This is a genomic window from Silanimonas sp., from assembly GCF_027531545.1.
GTDB lineage: Bacteria > Pseudomonadota > Gammaproteobacteria > Xanthomonadales > Xanthomonadaceae > Silanimonas.
In genome coordinates, this window is sequence record NZ_JAPZSC010000052.1 from 26218 (window position 1) to 44794 (window position 18577).

Sequence of the window (18577 nt, forward strand, 5' to 3'; positions counted from 1 at the left end):
GGTCGTCCGACCCGGCCGCGACGCGGGATCATCGATAATCGTGGGCTTCGCCTGCGCTTCGAGCCGACGCCCGCCATGAACACCGCCCACCGCAAGCCGCTGCCCGGCACCCGCCTCGACTATTTCGACGCCCGCGAGGCCGTCGATGCGATCCGTCCCGGCGCCTGGGCCACGCTGTCCTACACCGCGCGCGTGCACGCCGAGAACATCGTCCGCCGCGCCGAGCTGGCGCGCGTCCCGGACTACCTGCGCCAGTTCATCGAGCGCAAGCGCGACCTCGACTTCCCGTGGTTCCCGGCGCGCGTGGTCTGCCACGACATCCTCGGCCAGACGGCGCTCGTCGACCTCGCCGGCCTGCGCGACGCCATCGCCGATTTCGGTGGCGATCCGGCGCAGGTGAACCCTGTGGTGCCGGTGCAGCTGATCGTCGACCACTCGCTCGCCGTCGAGTGCGGCGGCTTCGATCCGAACGCCTTCGAGAAGAACCGCGCCATCGAGGACCGCCGCAACGAGGACCGCTTCCACTTCATCGACTGGACGAAGCGCGCGTTCAAGAACGTCGACGTGATCCCGCCGGGCAACGGGATCATGCATCAGATCAACCTGGAGAAGATGTCGCCGGTGATCGGCATCGAGCAGGGCGTCGCCTACCCCGACACCTGCGTCGGCACCGACTCGCACACGCCGCACGTCGATGCGCTCGGCGTCATCGCCGTCGGCGTCGGTGGTCTCGAAGCCGAGAACGTGATGCTGGGCCGCGCCTCGTGGATGCGCCTGCCGGACATCATCGCCGTCGAGCTGTCGGGCAAGCCGCAGCCGGGCATCACCGCCACCGACGTGGTGCTCTCGCTCACCGAGTTCCTGCGCAAGTCGAAAGTGGTCGGGGCCTACCTTGAGTTCCGCGGCGAAGGCGCCGCGGCGCTGACGCTCGGCGATCGCGCGACGATCTCGAACATGGCGCCGGAGTACGGCGCCACGGCCGCGATGTTCTTCATCGACGGCAACACGCTCGACTACCTGCGACTGACCGGTCGCTCGGACGAGCAGGTGGCGCTGGTCGAGACTTACGCGAAGACCGCCGGCCTTTGGGCCGACGATCTGAAGACCGCCGAGTACGAGCGCACGCTGCACTTCGATCTCTCGACCGTGGTGCGCACCATGGCCGGTCCGTCGAACCCGCATGCGCGCGTCGCGACCAGCGAGCTCGCGGCCAAGGGCATCGCGGGGAACCTCGACGCCGCCAAGGCGCAGGAAGCGCAAGGGCTTATGCCGGACGGCGCGGTGATCATCGCCGCGATCACCTCCTGCACGAACACCTCGAACCCGCGCAACGTCATCGCCGCCGGCCTGCTGGCGAAGAAGGCGAACGCGCTGGGCCTGGTGCGCAAGCCGTGGGTGAAGACCTCGCTGGCGCCGGGCTCGAAGGCCGTGGCGCTGTACCTCGAAGAGGCCGGCCTGAAGACCGAGCTCGAGGCGCTGGGCTTCGGCATCGTCGCTTTCGCCTGCACCACCTGCAACGGCATGAGCGGCGCGCTCGATCCGGCCATCCAGAAGGAAATCATCGACCGCGACCTGTACGCGACGGCAGTGCTCTCGGGCAACCGCAACTTCGACGGCCGCATCCACCCGTACGCGAAGCAGGCCTTCCTCGCTTCGCCGCCGCTGGTGGTGGCCTACGCCATCGCCGGCACCGTGCGCTTCGACATCGAGAAGGACGCGCTGGGCCATCGCGCCGATGGCACGCCGATCCTGCTGAAGGACCTGTGGCCGTCTGACGCCGAGATCGACGCCGTCGTGAAGGCTTCGGTGAAGCCGGAGCAGTACCGCAAGGTGTACGAGCCGATGTTCCGCGTGGTCGTCGAGCACGGCGAAGCGGTGAAGCCGCTGTACGACTGGCGCGCACAGAGCACGTACATCCGCCGCCCGCCGTATTGGGAGGGCGCGCTGGCCAAGCCGCGAACGCTCTCCGGCCTGCGTCCGCTGGCAATCCTCGGCGACAACATCACCACCGATCATCTCTCGCCGTCGAACGCGATCCTGCTCAACAGCGCGGCGGGCGAATACCTCGCGAAGATGGGCCTGCCGGAAGAGGACTTCAATTCCTACGCCACGCACCGCGGCGACCACCTGACCGCGCAGCGCGCCACCTTCGCGAACCCGACGCTGCAGAACGAGATGGTCCGCGATGCCGAGGGCAAGGTCCGCAAGGGCTCGTTGGCCCGCGTCGAGCCCGAGGGCAAGACGCTGCGCATGTGGGAAGCGATCGAGACCTACATGGAGCGCGGCCAGCCGCTGATCATCATCGCCGGCGCCGACTACGGCCAGGGCAGCTCGCGCGACTGGGCGGCCAAGGGCGTGCGCCTCGCCGGCGTCGAGGCGATCGTGGCCGAGGGCTTCGAGCGGATTCACCGAACCAACCTGATCGGCATGGGCGTGCTGCCCTGCGAGCTCCTGCCCGGCACCACGCGCCTCACGCTCGGCCTCGACGGCACCGAGACGTATGACGTCGTCGGCGCCCGCACGCCGGGCGCGACGCTGACCTTGGTCGTGCATCGCAAGGACGGCACGCGCGTGGAGTGCCCGGTGCGCTGCCGCCTCGACACCGCCGAGGAAGTGGCGATCTACGAGGCCGGCGGCGTGCTGCAGCGTTTCGCGCAGGATTTCCTCGAAGCGACCAAGGCGGCCTGACATGAGCACGCGTCTACCGCAGCTCCGCATCCCCGCGACCTACATGCGTGGCGGCACGTCGAAAGGCGTGTTCTTCCGCCTCGCCGACCTGCCCGAGGCCGCGCGCGCGCCCGGCGCGGCGCGCGATGCGCTGCTGCTGCGCGTGATCGGCTCGCCCGACCCCTACGGCAAGCACACCGACGGCATGGGCGGCGCCACCAGCAGCACCAGCAAGTGCGTGATCATCGGGCCAGCCACGCAGGCTGGCCATGACGTCGACTACCTCTACGGGCAGGTCAGCATCGACAGCGCCTTCGTCGACTGGAGCGGCAACTGCGGCAACCTGTCGAGCGCCGTCGGTCCCTTCGCCATCGCGAATGGCTTGATTCCGGCGGATCGCATTCCGCGCGACGGCGTGTGCACGGTGCGCATCTGGCAGAAGAACATCGGCAAGACGATCGTGGCCCACGTGCCCATCGCGAACGGCGAGGTGCAGGAAGACGGCGATTTCGAGCTCGACGGCGTGACGTTCCCGAGTGCCGAGATCCCGCTCGAGTTCCTCGATCCAGTGGACGAAGGCGACGAGGGCGGGGCGATGTTCCCGACCGGGAACGTGGTGGATGACCTCGACGTTCCGGGCGTCGGCGTGCTGCAGGCGACGATGATCACCGCGGGCATCCCCACCGTCTTCGTGCGTGCCGCCGACATCGGCCTCGCCGGCACCGAGCTGCAGCCGGCCATCAACGAGAGCCGCGAGCGCCTCGCCATGTTCGAGGCCATCCGCACTGCGGGCGCCCTGCGCATGGGCCTCATCAAGGCGCCGGAAGAAGCCGCCAAGCGCCAGCACACGCCGAAAGTCGCATTCGTCGCAACGCCGGCCGACTACGTCGCGTCGAGCGGCAAGGCCGTTAAGGCCGCCGACATCGATCTCGTCGCCCGCGCGCTGTCGATGGGCAAGCTGCACCACGCGATGATGGGTACGGCTTCGGTGGCGATCGCCACGGCGGCCGCCATCCCCGGGACGTTGGTGAACGAAGCGGCCGGTGGTGGCGCGCGCGAGGCGGTCAACTTCGGCCACCCGAGCGGCACGATGCGCGTCGGCGCCGCGGCCGAGCAGGTGGACGGCCAGTGGTTGGTGCGCCGCGCGCTGATGAGCCGCAGCGCCCGCGTGTTGATGGAAGGCCACGTGCGCGTTCCCGCCGGCGTCGTGGGCGACTGAACGTGCTTGAAGCGCTCGGCATCGGCGCGGCCCTGCTGTTCGGCTTGGTGGCCCGCGCCGTCGGCTTGCCGCCCTTGGTCGGCTTCCTCGCCGCGGGCTTCGCCCTCCATGCCATCGATGTGCGCTGGAATGTCATCAGCGACGCCGGCGTGGCCACGGTCGAGAGCATCGCGCACCTCGGCGTGCTGCTGCTGTTGTTCACCGTCGGCCTGAAACTGAAGCCCGGGCAGATCGCGCAGCCCGCGGTGCTCTTCGGTGGTCTCGCGCACGGCGTCGTGATCGCGGCCGTGTTCGCGCCGCTGCTCGTGCTACTGGCCGGCGCCGGTGGCAAGGAGGCGCTGCTGGTCGCCATCGCGCTGTCGTTCTCCAGCACGGTGCTCGCGGCGAAGATGCTGGAGGGCAAGCGCGAACTCTCGGCGTTCTACGCACGGATCGCGATCGGCATCCTGATCGTGCAGGACCTCGTCGCCCTCGCGGCGCTCGCTCTTTGGGGCGGCAAGACACCGTCGGCCTGGGCCCTGCTGTTGCTCGGATTGCCCTTGTTGCGCCCGCTCCTGTACCGGTTGCTCGACCGCTGCGGCCACGACGAGCTGCTTGTACTCGCCGGCCTCGGGCTCGCCGTGGTGTTCGGTGGCATGGGTTTCGCCGCGCTCGGCCTGTCGGGCGAGCTCGGTGCGCTGGTGGTGGGCGTGCTGGTCGGCGGCCACGCGCGGGCGCGCGAATTGGGCCACGACCTGTGGGCGATGAAGGAGATTTTCCTCGTCGCCTTCTTCCTGTGGATCGGCCTCGCGGGCTTGCCCACCGGCCGCGACTGGCTTGTCGCCGCGCTGCTGCTGCTCGCGCTGCCGCTGAAATCGATCCTGTTCTTCGCCCTGCTGCTGGCGTTCCGCTTGCGCGCGCGCAATGCCTTCCTCGCCGCGCTGTCGCTCTCGGCGTACAGCGAGTTCGGTCTGATCGTTGCCGCGGGCGTCGCCGGCCTCGACGGCTGGCTGACGCCCTTGGCCCTGGCCGTGGCGCTGTCCTTCGCCGTCGCCGCGCCCTTGAATCGCCATGCGCAGCGCCTGTACGACCGCCTGGAGCCTTGGCTGGTGCGCTTCCAGCGCCACACGCGCCATCCCGACGAGATCGCGCCCGGCCTCGGTCATGCCCATGCCTTGGTGTTCGGCATGGGCCGCACCGGCACGGCGGCCTACGATCGCCTTCGCGATGCGATGGGCGGGGTGGTTGGCCTGGATGCCGACCCGTTCCGCATCCGCGAGCACCAGGAGGCCGGACGCGACGTGGTGATGGTGGATGCCGAGGACGCCGACGTCTGGCGCATCGCCGACCTGGCGTCGCTGCGCGTGGCCGTGCTGGCCATGGATGCCATCGACGCCAAGCGCGCGGCCGCGCGTCATCTGCGCGCCCGTGGGTTCTGCGGCCCGATCGTCGCCCACGCGCTCTACGCCGACCACGTGGCCCTGCTGCGTGCCGATGGCGCGGACGAGGCGCACCTCACCCTGCACGAGGCCGGTCGCCATCTCGGCGAACAGGCTTTGCATCGTCTCGGTGGACACACCGAGGCTTGAGGCTTCTCTCGCCGCTGTGGCATGGTGAGCCCATTGAATTTGGAGCCCGTACGGTGATCGATCCGGACGGTTACCGCCCCAATGTCGGCATCATCCTGATGCGCGACGACGGCCGCCTGTTCTGGGCCCGTCGCGTGCATCGCGACGGCTGGCAATTCCCCCAGGGCGGAATGAACAGCGACGAGACGCCGCTCGAGGCCATGTACCGCGAGCTGCAGGAAGAGACCGGCTTGCTCCCCGAGCACGTCGAGCTCATGCATTCGACGCCCGGCTGGCTGCGCTACCGCCTGCCCTCGCGCTGCGTGAGGCAGGGCGAGAAGCCGCGCTGCATCGGCCAGAAGCAGGTGTGGTTCCTGCTGCGCCTCGTGGCCTGCGAATCCAACGTGCGCCTCGACGCCAACGAGAAACCCGAGTTCGACCGCTTCCGTTGGGTCGACTACTGGTACCCGTTGGAGCACGTCGTGCACTTCAAGCGCGACGTCTACACGCGGGCGCTGTGCCACGTGGCCCCGGCCGCCCGCATCTTGGCCGGCAACGAGGCGGTGCCCGAGCCGACCTTCCCGGCGCCGTTGGGCGAAGCGCGGAACCGCCGCCAGGCCTGAGCCTTCACGCCGTCGACCCGGGGCTGAATCCGGCCACGGCCGGGTGGCCCCGGCCCTTGACAGCCCGCAGATTGCGTTTTGTAATGCGAACTGTTCGTATTACTGGATGCAAGCCGTGTACGTGTGCGTCTGCAACGGGGTCACCGATCGCGATATCCAGCGGGCCGTCGACGAGGGCTGCGACAGCCTCGACGCGCTTGCCGCGCGCACGGGTTGCGGCAGCACCTGCGGCTGCTGCCGCGAGTACGCGGAGGAAGCGATCCTCCAGGCCAAGTCGAAGAGCCTCGGTCTGCCCATCGCCGCCTGAGGCGTCGTCGCGGCGCCACACCGAGCCGGTCTTCACTTCGCGTCCATCTCGCGCAGCGATTCGCGTTTACGCGTCGTCCCTTGCACGGCGCTAGGCTTCGCGCACCACGCGCCAAGGAGCAGCCGACATGAAGGGCGACCCGCAGGTCATCCAGCACCTCAACAAGGTGCTCTACAACGAACTCACCGCGATCAACCAGTATTTCCTGCATGCGCGCATGCTGAAGAACTGGGGCTTCAAGGAACTCGGCGAGCACGAGTATCACGAGTCGATCGACGAGATGAAGCACGCCGACTGGGTCATCGAGCGCGTCCTCTTCCTTGAGGGCCTGCCGAACCTGCAGAACCTCGGCAAGATCATGATCGGCGAGACCCCGAAGGAAGTCTTCGATTGCGACCTCAAGCTCGAGATGATCGCCATCCCCGACCTGAAGGCCGGCGTCGCGCATGCGGAATCGGTGGGTGACTACGTCAGCCGCGACCTGTTCGCCAAGATCCTCGCGTCCGAAGAGGAGCACGTCGACTGGCTGGAAACGCAGCTCGACCTGATCAAACGGCTTGGCGAAGGCCCTTACCTGCAGACGACGCTGTCGAAGGACTGATCGCGACGCGGCATCGCGAGGAGAAGCGGACGGCCGGGGCGACCCGGCCGTTCGCGTTTCAGGCCACCAGCTTGCGCAGCGCCTCTCCGGCGCGTTGGAACTCCGCCTCGAGCACGGCGACGGCCACCGCAGGCCGCGGCAGCGCGCCCTCGCGGGCACCCACCTCAATGCGCTTCGCGGCGGCCGAGACCGCCATCGCACCGAGGTTGGCGCTGGACGATTTCAGCGTGTGCGCCGGCGCGATCAACTTCTCCAGGTCGCTGCCGGCGGCGGCTTCCTCGAGTTGCTGGATGTACTTGGCCGCATCCACCAGGAACATCTGCACGAGGTTGCCGAATTCGGCCCCCATCACCTCGCGCAGTTCGGCGAGCACGTCGTCGTCCAGCACGTTCGGCGCTGGGGTCGCCGGCGCCGGAGAGGGCGGGGTGACGGCCGCGGGGGCAACGGCCGGCGGCAGCGGCGCCTCGGGCCTCTGCAGGCCGGGGATGGTGGGCAGGGTCGGGGCGAGGGCCGGAGCGGCCGGCGCAGGCGCCTGTGTGGGAGCGGCCGGAGCGGCGTTGCGGCGCGCGAGTGCGCCACGCTGCAGCCAGCGCTTCAGGGTGTCCTCGAGCTGTGAACGATCGACCGGCTTCGACAGGTAGTCGTCCATGCCCGCATCGAGGCAGCGCTGGCGGTCGCCGGCCATCGCGTTCGCGGTCATGGCGACGATCGGCAAGCGCGGCAGCCGGTGCGCGTTCTCGTACTCGCGCCATTCGCGGGTGGCCGTGTAGCCATCCTTGACCGGCATCTGGCAGTCCATCAGCACGACATCGAGGTTGCCCGCGGCCATGCGCTCCAGGGCGCGCTCGCCGTCGCCGGCCGACTCGCAGATGAGGTCCATCTGCGCGATCAGCTTCTGCGCGACGAGCAGGTTGACGGGGTTGTCCTCGACCAGCAGCACGCGCGCGCGCCGGCCGATGGCGGCCTCCGAGAACGCGCCGACGCTGCTGCCTTGCGGCAGGGCGGCCAGGGCCAGTGAGGGCGCGGGTTCGGTGCCGAGGCCGAAGTCCTCGGCATCGGCCGCGCCGGGCAAGGGCATGGCCTGGTCGGGCACGAGCAGGTCAGCCAGCCCCGACTTCAGGTCGGCCGACGCGGCGTCGCGTCGCAGCACGGCGACGGTCGCTGCGGCGGTGGTCTCCGGCGGAAGCGGCTCGGCGCCGGTCAGGAGCAGCAGCTTCAGCCCCGCGACTTCCGGCGAGCGCGAGAGCGCACGCTGCAGCACCACGGCGGCGGAGGCGCCGTCGCGCAGGTCGGCCACCAACGCCTCGAAGCCGCCACCCATGCCGCGGGCCGCGGCGGAACGCAGCATCTGCAGCGCTTCCGGCGGCGTGCTCGAGTAGGACAGGCGCAAGCCCCAGTTCTGCATGGCGGTGGCGAGGCGTTCGCGCTGCGCCGGGTCGGGCGTCATCAGCAGGACGCGGGCGCCGGAGAGGTCGGCGCGCGCCGCGGGCAGGTCGCCGACGGCCTTGGACAGCGGCACTTCGAACCAGAAGCGGGAGCCCTGGCCGGGGTCGCTGTCGACGCCGATGCGGCCGCCCATCAGGGTGATGATGCGCTTGCAGATCACCAGGCCGAGGCCAGTGCCGCCGTACATGCGCGTGGTCGAGGCGTCGGCCTGCGAGAAGGCCACGAAGAGCTGCGAGAGCTTGTCCTTCGGGATGCCGATGCCGGTGTCCACCACTTCGAAGCGCAGCGGGTGGTGCAAGCGCTCCTCGCCGTTCTTCTGGATGCGCAGGGTGACGCGGCCCCGGTCGGTGAACTTGATCGCGTTGCTGAGCAGGTTCGACAGCACCTGGCGCAGGCGCGTCGGGTCGCCGCGCACCGGCAGGCGCACGCCGGGATCGATCTCGAGGTGCAGCAGCAGGCCCTTGGTCTCGGCCTGCTTGGTCATCAGCCGGACGACCGACTCGGCGAGCTCGCGCAGGTTGAAGCCGGTGGTTTCGAGGTCGACCTTGTTCGCCTCGAGCTTCGAGTAGTCGAGGATGTCGTCGACGATCCGCAGCATCTGCTTGGCCGAGCCGTGCGCGGTGCGCAGCAGGTCGGCCTGGTCGGCGGTGAGGCGCGCGGCCAGCAGCATGTCGATCACCGGCAGGATGCCGTTGAGCGGCGTGCGGATCTCGTGGCTCATCGTGGCGAGGAACTCGCCCTTGGCCATCATCGCGGCCTCGGTCTGCTTCTTCGCGTCCTTCAGCTCGAGCTCGAGGCGGCGGTGGCGCTCCAGCTCCTGCTGAAGCGTCTCGACCATGCGTTGGTTCTCGCTGGTGAGGCGCTGGTGCTCGGCGAGCAGCTCGCGCGCCTGGCGCAGGCCGCCTGGTACGACGAAGGTCGCGCCGATGGTGAAGGCCAAGGCGGCGATGACGGTGGGCCAGAAGCCACCGAAGGGCAGCAGGGCGAAGAGCACCGCGAGGAGCAGGCCACAGGCAGCCGCCAGCAGCAGCCAGCCCGCGAGCAGCCGGTTCGGGAGGCGGGGCGGCAGCACGTCAGAGGATCGCCTGGTTGAAGTCGAAGTCGAGTGCGTCGGCCGCCTGCTGGACGAGGTTGCCCTGCACGAAGTCGACGCCGCTCATCCACAGCGTGGCGGCGGCCTGCGGGTCTTCGACGCCGTGGCCGATCACTTCGAGGCTCCGCCGGTGCGCGCGGTCGATGATGACCTTCAACTCGTCGCGGACGGCCGACGACAGCGCGCCGGTGGAGTACTTGCCGGCCAGCTTGATCAACGACAGCGGCAGCTGTTCCATCGTCGATTCGACCTCCTGGCCCGGCTCGAACTGCGACAGGCAGAACTGCACGCCGTCCGCCACCATCGCCGAGCAGAACTCGCGCAGCGTGCCGGTGTGCACGCTGGCGTCGGACAGCCGCATCTCGAGCACCAGCGAACCGCCCGGCACGTCGAGCGCGCGCAATTCATTGCGCAGCCATTCGGCGTGGCCGCCGTGCGCGAGCGTGTAGGGCGACTGGGTGACGAACAACGTCATCGCCGCGCCGCGCTCGCGCGCCTTGGCGATCTTCGCGATCGATTCGCGCAGCACCCAGCGGTCGATCTCGACGATGAAGCCGGAACGCTCGGCAGCCGGGATCACCTCGGCGGCGGTCATGCGCTTGCCGCTGCTGGTGTCGAGGCGCAACAGGGCCTGGTAGCGGCTGTCTTCGCCGCCGGCGACGGCGACGATCGGCTGGTAGAGCAGCGACAGTCGGCCATCGGACATGGCCTTGCGCATGTCGTCGATGAGCGCCTTCTGGCGCTGCGCCTCTTCGGCCGCCAGCGGGCGGTAGATGTCGATGCGGTCGGGGCGCTTGCGGGCGTTGTGCGCGGTCTTCTCGACGGCGTTGAGCAGGGCGCCCGCGTCGGTGAACTCCTCCACCAGCGGGGCGACGCCGGCCACGGCCGGGGTGATGACGCTCTGGTCGCCGAGGCGGAACTCGTGCGCGACCAGCGCTTCGCGCAGCTGCACGCCGAGCATCAGCAGCTCGTCGGGGTCGAGGCTCGCGTCGAGCACCAGGAAGCCGCCGTCCGCGAAGCGGCACAGCATGCGCTCGCCGGCCAGCGGCTTGAGCAGGTCGAGGGTTTCGACGTGCAGGCGCTCGAACTGTCCGAGGCCGAGCCGCTCGCGCAGCTTGGCGATCGTTTCCATCTCGAGGAACACCATGCCGCCGCGGGCACGCCCCTCGGTGATGAGCTGGTCGATCCTCGCCATCATCCGGCCGCGCTCGACGATGCCGCTGTCGACGCTGCTGGACGTTGCGGCGGCGCCATCAGATTCGCGCTCGCGGATCTGCTGCACGTCGCGGTAGCGGCGGATGCGGCCCTGCACGCTGGCGATCAGGTGCTTCGGGCGGATCGGCTTGGAGAGGAAGTCGTCGCCGCCGGCATCGAGCGCGTTGAAGCGCACTTCCTCGTCCTGTTCGCCGGTGAGGAAAACGATCGGCGTATGCGCGAACGCCTCGCGCTCGCGGATCAGGGCGGTGAGCTCGATGCCGTTCGCCACCGGCATGTGGAAGTCCATCAGGATCAGGTCCGGCTCGAAGGTGTCGAGCGTCGGCAGCACGTCGAGCGCCTCGAGCACGATGCGCGTGTCCATGCCGGCGTTGCGCAGCACGCCCTCGGCGAACAGGGCCTGGGCGCGGTCGTCCTCGACGATCAGCACGCGGTAGACCGGCTCGCCGGTGCTGAACAGGTCGCGCAGGCGGTTGGCCACGTCGATGCCGCCGTGCGGCCGGACCAGCACCGCGTCCATGCCGGCGCGGCGGGCCGAGAGCCGCGCCATCACGTCGTCGGTGTCGGTGATGAGCGCCATGCGGATCGGCTGGTTCGCGCGCATGCGGATCGGCTTCATCGCGTTGCCGATGCGCTCGATCGAGCCCGCATGCATGCGGTCGACCAGCACCACGTCCGCGGGCAGCGCACCCATCAGTTCGACGAGTTCGTCGATGTCCGACAGCACGTCGACCTCGAACTGGCGGGAGCGCAACTGCTCGGCCAGGGTCTCGGCCTCGCGGCTTTCGTCGGACAGGAGGTACAGCCGCAGTGCGGTCATGGGCAGCGATCCATTGCCAAAACGAGGATTTTCGAGTGTAGACGCGTCAGCGGGGGTCGGGCGTGTACCAGAGGTGGGGAGCGGGGGGCGATTCACGGGCATGGCCGGCACGCAACGGGGCGGCGCGGCATCGGCCACCCAGCGTCGCCAGAACCCCAGGGGAAGGGCTTCGGCGCGTGGCGGATGCGGCAGCATCACCAAGGACCGCTCGAGCTCGTCGTGGCCGCCGGCGGGCAGCTGGTCGATCAGGGTCTCGAGCAGGGCACTGAACCGGGCCCCGAGGATCGGGTCCGGCAGGTCCTGTTTCTCCAGCGGGCGGGCGAGCGACTCGGCCAGCAGCAGCGCGGTGTCGACGGCGGGGCTGCGGCCGAGCGCGTGCAGGCCATGCACGAGGGGCCCCAGCTCTTCGCGGATCTGGGCGACGGCATTGATGTCCCAGCCGCTGCGGCGCGCACGACGCACGCGCCGTTCCAGCAGCCGGCAGCGGTGGCGCAGGACAGGCGCTAGGTCTTCGGCCGCGATTCGGCCGGCTTCAAGGGCGGCGGCAACGGACACGGGCGGCGTGCTCCAAGGGGTTTCCGCATTGTTGGTCGCCCCCCGGAACGCGGCAATCCGCGTTCATCAAGATTCACACTTGTGACGCGGTTCGCGTTTTGTTTTCTTGTCTTTTGCTGAAGCCGCGGACCAGCCGCCAGCCCAGGTAGAGCCCGCCGGACGTCAAGACGAGCAGCAGCGCGGCCGCCAGGACCGGCGCGAGCAGGGTGAGGGTCAGCCCGCCGACGGCCACGGCGTCCTCGGTGCCCGAGGCCACCCAGTTCGAGACCGGTTCGGGCGAGGCGTTGATGGCCACGCGGGTGCTGCTTTTCAGGGTGTGGGTGGACAGCGCGGCGGCACCGCCGAGGGCCGCGGCGGCAATGCTCCACTCACCGTCCGGCGCGAACGCCGCCGAGGCCAGGAAGGCGCCGGCCGGCACGCGGGCGAGCGTGTTCACGAGGTCCCAGGCGGAATCGACGCCGGGGATCTTGTCGGCGAAGAACTCGACCACGGCGAGGGCGCCGGCGGTGCCGAGCACCCATGGGGAGGTGACGACGTCCATCCCGGCCGGCAGGGACACCCAGCCGAGCAGGGCGGCGATGCCGACGCCGAACACCGTGAGGTAGGCGCGGACACCCGCTAGGCAGGCGAGGGCGAGACCAAGGGCGAACAGGGGCGCTTCGGGCACGGCGGCACTCCACGGGGCGGCGGGGGACGGCCCGAGTATGGAAGCGATGGCTTGACCCTGCCTGAAGGGGGCCGCTATACCGGTCGCCCCCGTGCCGGATCCGAGCCGTGAGCCACCAACGCGACGACGATTCCCGCTTCATCGTGGTGCCCCGCCGTACCTCCGACCGCATGCGTCGCCTCGCCGTGCTGGTCGGCTGGCCCCTGTCGCTGGCGCTGCTCTGGGGCTGGATGGAATGGCGCGCCGAGCCGGCGCTCACGGCGCTGCGGGCCGAGCACGGCGAGCTCCTGAAGCTGCATGCCGAGGTGCGCTCCGAGCTTGAAACCGCGAAACAGCAAGTGGCGACGCTGTCGCGCTCCGAGCAGATCAGTCGCGCCGCGAACCTCGAAGTGCAGGAGACCCTGGCCGAGCGCGACGAGGAAATCGCCGCCCTGCGCGCCGACGTGGCCTTTTATGAGCGACTGGTGGGCGCCACCGGGCAGCGCCGCGGCCTTTCCGTGCATGCGGCCGAGTTCCAGCCCGAAGCCGGCGGCAGCTGGCGCTACACCCTGACCCTCACGCAGAACCTCAATCGCGGCGCGATCAGCGCCGGACGCCTGCGTTTCGCCGTGGAAGGCGTGGCCGACGGGGCCCTGAAAACCATCGACTGGGATACGTTGCGGCAGGCCGACAAGGCCCCGGGGCAGGCGTATTCTTTCCGCTACTTCCAGAAGCTCGAAGGCAGCATCGTGCTGCCGGCCGGCTTCACCCCGCAGCGCGTCCGCGTGACCCTGGACGGCGGCGGGGGCCCGATCGACGCCACCCTGCCCTGGCAGGGCGGCGCGCCCCCCTGATTCCCCCGAAAGGATCGTTCCATGCTCGGTTTCAGAGATTCCAAGGCCCGCGCGCCCCGCGCCGGCGGCAGTGTCGACACCCTCATCGGCCCGAAGGTCGTGCTGCGCGGCGACGTGCAGTTCGCCGGTGGCCTGTACCTCGAAGGGCAGCTGGTCGGCCGCGCGCTGGCCGAGGTGGGGACCGAAGCGACGATCACCGTGGCGGCCCGTGGCCGTGTCGAAGGCGAGCTGCATGCGCCGGTCATCGTGATCAACGGTTTCGTGAAGGGCGACGTGCATGCCTTCGAGCGGCTCGAGCTGGGCCCGGAAGCCCGCGTCGAAGGCAACCTGCATTACGCCGTCATCGAGATGGCGGCCGGCGCCGCGGTGACGGGGCAACTGGTGCATGTGCTGTCCTCGGCGGCAGTGGCGTCCGGCAACGGTGGCGGCGGCAAGCCCGCCTCGTCGCCCCGCACCGCCGGCGAGCGCGAAGCGACGCCGGCCTGACGGGCGACGTGCTTGAATCCGACGTCGCCGAACGCCACCTCATGCCCATGAACACGCCCAGCTACCAGGATCTCGACGCCCCCTTGGGCTTCACGCCCGCCGCCGCGGCCAAGGTCGCGGCGCTGATCGCCGACGAGGGCAACGCCGAACTGAAGCTGCGCGTCTACATCACCGGCGGCGGCTGCTCGGGCTTCCAGTACGGCTTCGAGTTCGACGAGGCGAGCAATGAGGACGACGTGGCGGTGCACCGCGATGGCGTCACCCTCGTCGTCGACCCGCTGAGCCTGCAGTACCTGATGGGCGCCGAGGTCGACTATCGCGAAAGCCTCGCGGGCTCGCAGTTCGTCATCCGCAACCCGAACGCCAAGACCACCTGCGGCTGCGGCAGCAGCTTCTCGGTGTGAGTCTCTCGGGCTTCGCCTTCATCGACGGCGGCTTCGACCGCGCCGCGCACCTGCGTTCCTCGGCCGAAACCCTCGACGCTGCTTGGCCCGCCGCCCGCGTGCTGCGGCTCGATGCCGAATCGCGCAGCCTCGAGGACGGCGAATTCGGGACCTGGCCCTCGGGCGAGGCGCTGGCCAGCGAGCGCCCCGAGGACGCAGCCTTCATCGGCTTGGTCGACGGCGTGCCCTGTTTCGTCTGGGAGCGTCTGGCCGAAGGGGCCCCTGCCGTCGACTTGCGCCGCGCCGGCCTGCAGTGGCCGGGCCGCGAGGCTGCCCTGTTCGCGGCAGCTGCAGGCCTGTTGAACTGGCAGCGCCGCGCGCGCTTCTGCGGCGCCTGCGGCACGGCCGTGGAGCGTCGCCAGGCCGGCTGGGCCGCGCGCTGCCCGGGCTGCGGCCTCGAGGCCTACCCGCGCACCGACCCCGCCATCATCGTGGCCGTCAGCTCCGGGGATCGGCTGTTGCTCGGCCGCCAGCGCAGTTGGCCCCCGGGCCGCTGGTCGGTGGTGGCCGGCTTCGTCGAGCCCGGCGAGTCGCTGGCCCAGGCCGTGCGCCGCGAGGTGTTCGAGGAAACCCACATCGACGTCGGCACCGTGCGCTACGCCGGTGACCAGCCCTGGCCGTTCCCGATGGCCCTGATGCTCGGCTTCCATGCCGAAGCCGCGCCCGATGCCCCGGCCCCGGAAGTCGACGACGAATTGGAAGCTGCACGCTGGTTCACCCGCGAGGAGGTGCTGGCCGGATTGGCGGTCGGCGACACGCCGCGCGGCGCCGAGCCGCCGCCGCTGGCCTTCGCGCCCCGGCTCTCGATCGCCCGCGCGTTGATCGAAGCCTGGGCCAACGGGGGCGCCTGACGCGACCCCACGAGCCCTTCGCGCCCGCGCGCTAGACTGCCCCTCCGCACGAGCCCGCCGCCTCGAGACCGGATGTCCATCACCCTCGTCGCCGTCATCGCCGCCCTGCTGCTCGGCCACTTCGCCAAGCCGCTGGCCGCGCTTCGCCACCACGATGGCTTCGTCGCGTGGCTGGGCGTGTTGGGCGCCGAAGGCGGCAGCCTCCGTCGCGCCGCGCTCTGGTTCGGCCTCGGCCTGCCGCTGGTTCTGCTCGCCGCGCTGCAATGGTGGCTGTCGGGCTGGGCCTACGGCCTTCCGAGCCTGCTGCTCGGCATCGCGGCGGTGTTCTACGCCTGGGGCCCGCGCGATCTCGACCTCGACGTCGAAGCGGTCATCGAAGCCGACGGCGCGGAGGCCCGGCGCGAGGCGGCCAAGCCGCTGTTCCCGCAGCGCGACGATGTGGTCATCGAGGGCGGCCCGCTGGTGGAGGCGGTGTTCCGCTGCGCCCTGTGGCGCTGGTTCGGGCCGCTGTTCTGGTTTCTCGTCCTCGGGCCGGTCGGCGCGGTCGGCTACCGGCTTGTCGCTCTCTCCGCGCAAGGCGCGGCGCAGGAGCGCCTGCCGCAGGCGCAGCGCGGCACCGCGACTATTCTGCTCGGCGTGCTCGACTGGCCGGTGGCGCAGTTGATGACGCTGACGCTGGCTCTTGCTGCGGATTTCGACGCGGTGATCGGCGCCTGGCGCCGCTGGCACGCCGATGGCGTGCGCCTCGGCCTCGGCCACCTGGAAGCCGCCGCGCGCGTGAGCGTGGCCGTCGAACTCGCCGAGGAAGAAGCCTACGCGGCCGATGGCCCGGCGCAGGCCCCAGCGCTGTTGGAACTGCGCGATGCGATGAGCCTGGTGTGGCGCGTCCTGGTGATCTGGATGGGCGTGCTGGCGCTGTTCGTCGTCGCGGGGTTTGTCGGGTAGCGACGGCGGGTAGGCGCGCCATGGCGAAGGCCGCCAACGAGGCTGGCCCGCCCCGTCACCTTGCTCGCGACGTTCCCGGCGGTCGATCCGAAGGGGGCGTCCCTGCCCCTCGGATCGATGGCGCATCCTGCGCCACCCTTCGGGCAGCGCCTGGAGATCGCGCCGGGGCTCCTTAGTCGCCTCGCTGGCGGCCTTCGCCAAGGCGCGCGCCTCGCTCATCCTCCATCAGTGTCGGAAGACGGCGGAGCCCCGAGTCCGCGGAAAGCGGCCTGCAGCGTCCGCGCGGCAGGCGCGACAGCGAGCTCTTCCGCTATGCCGCGTCACCGCGCAACGCGCGCACGTTCTCCTCGAGCAGGGCCGCGGTGGCGACTTCACCGGGCACCGCCGTCGTCGCCTCGATGCCGATCGCCGCGCGGAAGCGCCGCGGCAAACGCATGCGGCCCAGCGCGGAATCGCGGCGGCTGAAGAGGCTGCCCCAGAGGTTCTTCAGCGCCATCGGCACCACGGGCACCGCGCGGCGGCCGAGGATCTTCTCGACGCCGGGGCGGAACGTCGCGATCTCGCCGTCCTTCGTCAGACCGCCCTCGGGGAAGATGCCGACGATCTCGCCGTTCGCCAGCGCCGCGTCGATGCGGTCGAAGGCGCGCCGCATCAGTTCGGGGTCTTCCTTGCTGCCGGCGATGGGAATGGCGCCCGCCGCGCGGAACACCCAGTTCATGACCGGGATGCGGAAGATCTTGTAGTACATGACGAACTTCACCGGGCGCGGGATGGCGCCGGCCAGCAGCAGCGCGTCCATGTAGCCGACATGGTTGCAGACCACGAGGGCCGCGCCTTCGTCCGGGATGTTCTCCTCGATGCCCTTGGTGTCGATGCGGTACATGGCGAGCGTCGCCAGCCACACCAGGAAGCGCATCAGGAACTCGGGCACGAGGCTGAAGATGTACACCGCGACGACGGCATTCAGCGCCGCGGTGACGAGGAAGAGCTCCGGGATCGACAGGCCCACGGGGCCGAGCAGCAGCACCGCGAGGCCCGCGGCGATCACGATGAAGAGGGCGTTGACGATGTTGTTGGCCGCGATGACGCGCGAGAGCTGCTCGCGCGGCGCGCGCTGCTGCACCAGCGCGAACAGCGGCACGATGAAGAAGCCGCCGAAGACGCCGATCAGCGCGAGGTCGATGGCGATGCGCACGCTGCCTTCGGTGGCGAGGAAGCCGCGCCAGTCGAGCGCGCTGGCGGTTCCGGCGGCGACTTCCAGTGCATGCACGCTGGCCTGCGGCTGCGCCAGCCAGAGGTCGACGCCGAACACCGTCATGCCGATGGCGCCGAGCGGCACGAGGCCGATCTCGACCGTCCGCCGCGACAGGGTTTCGCAGAGCAGCGAGCCGAGGCCGATGCCGAGCGAGAACAGGGTGAGCAGCAGCGGGATCACCGTCGCATCGCCGCCGAGTACGTCGATGGCGTACTTCGGCAACTGGGCGAGGAACAGCGCGCCGAAGAAGAAGAACCAGCTGATGCCAAGCACCGAGTTCAACACCGCGCGCTGGCCCTTCAGCGTGGCCAGCGTCGAGAGCGTGGCGCGGAGCGGATTGCGGTCGATGGTGAGGTCGGGTGCGGTGGCCGGGGCTTCGGGCACGAAGCGCGCGGCGACGTAGCCGGCGACGGCGATGGCGATCACCGCGAGGGAAGCAAGGAAGGGGCCGTTCTCGAACTCGCTGATCAGCACGCCGCCGAAGATCGTGCCAACGAGAATGGCGAGGAAGGTGCCGGTCTCGACGAGGCCGTTGCCGCCGGTGAGCTCTTCGGGCTTCAGCGCCTGCGGGAGGATTGCGTACTTGATCGGCCCGAACAGCGTGCTCTGCGCGCCAAGCAGGAACAGCACGCCGAGCAGGAAGGGCAGCGAATCCAGCCAGAAGCCCACGGCCGCGAGGACCGCGATGACGATCTCCAGCAGCTTGATGCGGCGGATCGAGCGCGCCTTCTCGTACTTCTCCGCCCACTGGCCGGCGGTGGCGGAAAACAGGAAGAAGGGCAGGATGAACAGCGCGCTGGCGAGGTTGGCCCAGAGGCTGCGCTCGTCGCTGCTCAGCCCCACCGCCTTGACGGTGACGAGGATGACCAGCGCCTGCTTGAAGACGTTGTCGTTGAACGCGCCGAGCGACTGCGCGACGAAGAACGGCGAGAAGCGGCGTTGGGTGAGCAGCGCGAACTGGCTGTGCGACATGCGGATCTCCGAGGGCCCGCAGAACGTAGCAA

Annotated in this window: 15 protein-coding genes; 11 read left to right on the forward strand and 4 right to left on the reverse strand. The window is 70.0% G+C overall.

All coding sequences use genetic code 11. From position 1 onward, the window contains the following. The first annotated feature begins 75 nt into the window (after positions 1 to 75). From acnD to bfr, 6 genes are all read left to right on the forward strand, one after another. Entirely contained in the window at positions 76 to 2688 is a 2613-nt protein-coding gene (acnD, locus tag O9280_RS15920; protein ID WP_298345010.1) for a Fe/S-dependent 2-methylisocitrate dehydratase AcnD, read from the forward strand. 1 nt (position 2689) lies between these two features. Continuing rightward, positions 2690 to 3886: a 2-methylaconitate cis-trans isomerase PrpF gene (prpF, locus tag O9280_RS15925; protein ID WP_298345013.1), complete on the forward strand. Its 1197-nt coding sequence runs from the start codon at positions 2690 to 2692 to the stop codon at positions 3884 to 3886. A 2-nt stretch (positions 3887 to 3888) separates the two neighbouring features. Beyond that, on the forward strand, positions 3889 to 5454 hold the full coding sequence (locus tag O9280_RS15930; protein ID WP_298345016.1) for a cation:proton antiporter: 1566 nt from the start codon (positions 3889 to 3891) through the stop codon (positions 5452 to 5454). 53 nt (positions 5455 to 5507) lie between these two features. Beyond that, on the forward strand, positions 5508 to 6056 hold the full coding sequence (locus O9280_RS15935; RefSeq protein WP_343228771.1) for an RNA pyrophosphohydrolase: 549 nt from the start codon (positions 5508 to 5510) through the stop codon (positions 6054 to 6056). Positions 6057 to 6162: 106 nt separating this feature from the next. Continuing rightward, positions 6163 to 6363: a (2Fe-2S)-binding protein gene (locus tag O9280_RS15940; protein WP_298345019.1), complete on the forward strand. Its 201-nt coding sequence runs from the start codon at positions 6163 to 6165 to the stop codon at positions 6361 to 6363. A gap of 127 nt (positions 6364 to 6490) precedes the next feature. Further along, the gene (bfr, locus tag O9280_RS15945; RefSeq protein ID WP_298345022.1) at positions 6491 to 6964 is read left to right on the forward strand and encodes a bacterioferritin; all 474 of its coding nucleotides are present in this window, start codon (positions 6491 to 6493) and stop codon (positions 6962 to 6964) included. Positions 6965 to 7022: 58 nt separating this feature from the next. On the opposite strand, the gene O9280_RS15950 is transcribed toward bfr, so the two are convergent. The 3 genes from O9280_RS15950 to O9280_RS15960 all read right to left on the reverse strand — a co-directional run bounded on the left by O9280_RS15950 (position 7023) and on the right by O9280_RS15960 (position 12760). Further along, the gene (locus tag O9280_RS15950) at positions 7023 to 9482 is read right to left on the reverse strand and encodes a hybrid sensor histidine kinase/response regulator (RefSeq protein WP_298345025.1); all 2460 of its coding nucleotides are present in this window, start codon (positions 9480 to 9482) and stop codon (positions 7023 to 7025) included. Between the two features lies 1 nt (position 9483). Further along, the gene (locus O9280_RS15955; protein ID WP_298345028.1) at positions 9484 to 12093 is read right to left on the reverse strand and encodes an EAL domain-containing protein; all 2610 of its coding nucleotides are present in this window, start codon (positions 12091 to 12093) and stop codon (positions 9484 to 9486) included. Positions 12094 to 12166: 73 nt separating this feature from the next. Then, positions 12167 to 12760 (reverse strand): DUF4126 domain-containing protein, encoded by a 594-nt coding sequence (locus O9280_RS15960; RefSeq protein WP_298345031.1) that lies wholly within the window; start codon positions 12758 to 12760, stop codon positions 12167 to 12169. 170 nt (positions 12761 to 12930) lie between these two features. Between O9280_RS15960 and O9280_RS15965 the strand changes: the two genes are divergently transcribed. From O9280_RS15965 to O9280_RS15985, 5 genes are all read left to right on the forward strand, one after another. After that, the gene (locus O9280_RS15965; protein WP_298345134.1) at positions 12931 to 13593 is read left to right on the forward strand and encodes a DUF6776 family protein; all 663 of its coding nucleotides are present in this window, start codon (positions 12931 to 12933) and stop codon (positions 13591 to 13593) included. Positions 13594 to 13614: 21 nt separating this feature from the next. Then, positions 13615 to 14079 carry a polymer-forming cytoskeletal protein gene (locus tag O9280_RS15970; RefSeq protein ID WP_298345034.1) on the forward strand — a complete coding sequence of 155 codons (465 nt, stop codon included), beginning with the start codon at positions 13615 to 13617 and terminating at the stop codon, positions 14077 to 14079. A 41-nt stretch (positions 14080 to 14120) separates the two neighbouring features. Further along, positions 14121 to 14483 (forward strand): iron-sulfur cluster insertion protein ErpA, encoded by a 363-nt coding sequence (erpA, locus tag O9280_RS15975; protein ID WP_298345136.1) that lies wholly within the window; start codon positions 14121 to 14123, stop codon positions 14481 to 14483. Further along, positions 14480 to 15373 (forward strand): NAD(+) diphosphatase, encoded by an 894-nt coding sequence (gene nudC, locus O9280_RS15980; protein ID WP_298345037.1) that lies wholly within the window; start codon positions 14480 to 14482, stop codon positions 15371 to 15373. Before erpA ends, nudC begins: the two co-directional genes overlap by 4 nt. A gap of 72 nt (positions 15374 to 15445) precedes the next feature. Then, the gene (locus O9280_RS15985; RefSeq protein WP_298345040.1) at positions 15446 to 16318 is read left to right on the forward strand and encodes a hypothetical protein; all 873 of its coding nucleotides are present in this window, start codon (positions 15446 to 15448) and stop codon (positions 16316 to 16318) included. A gap of 310 nt (positions 16319 to 16628) precedes the next feature. On the opposite strand, the gene O9280_RS15990 is transcribed toward O9280_RS15985, so the two are convergent. After that, positions 16629 to 18545 (reverse strand): MFS transporter, encoded by a 1917-nt coding sequence (locus tag O9280_RS15990; RefSeq protein WP_298345043.1) that lies wholly within the window; start codon positions 18543 to 18545, stop codon positions 16629 to 16631. Positions 18546 to 18577 lie beyond the last annotated feature (32 nt).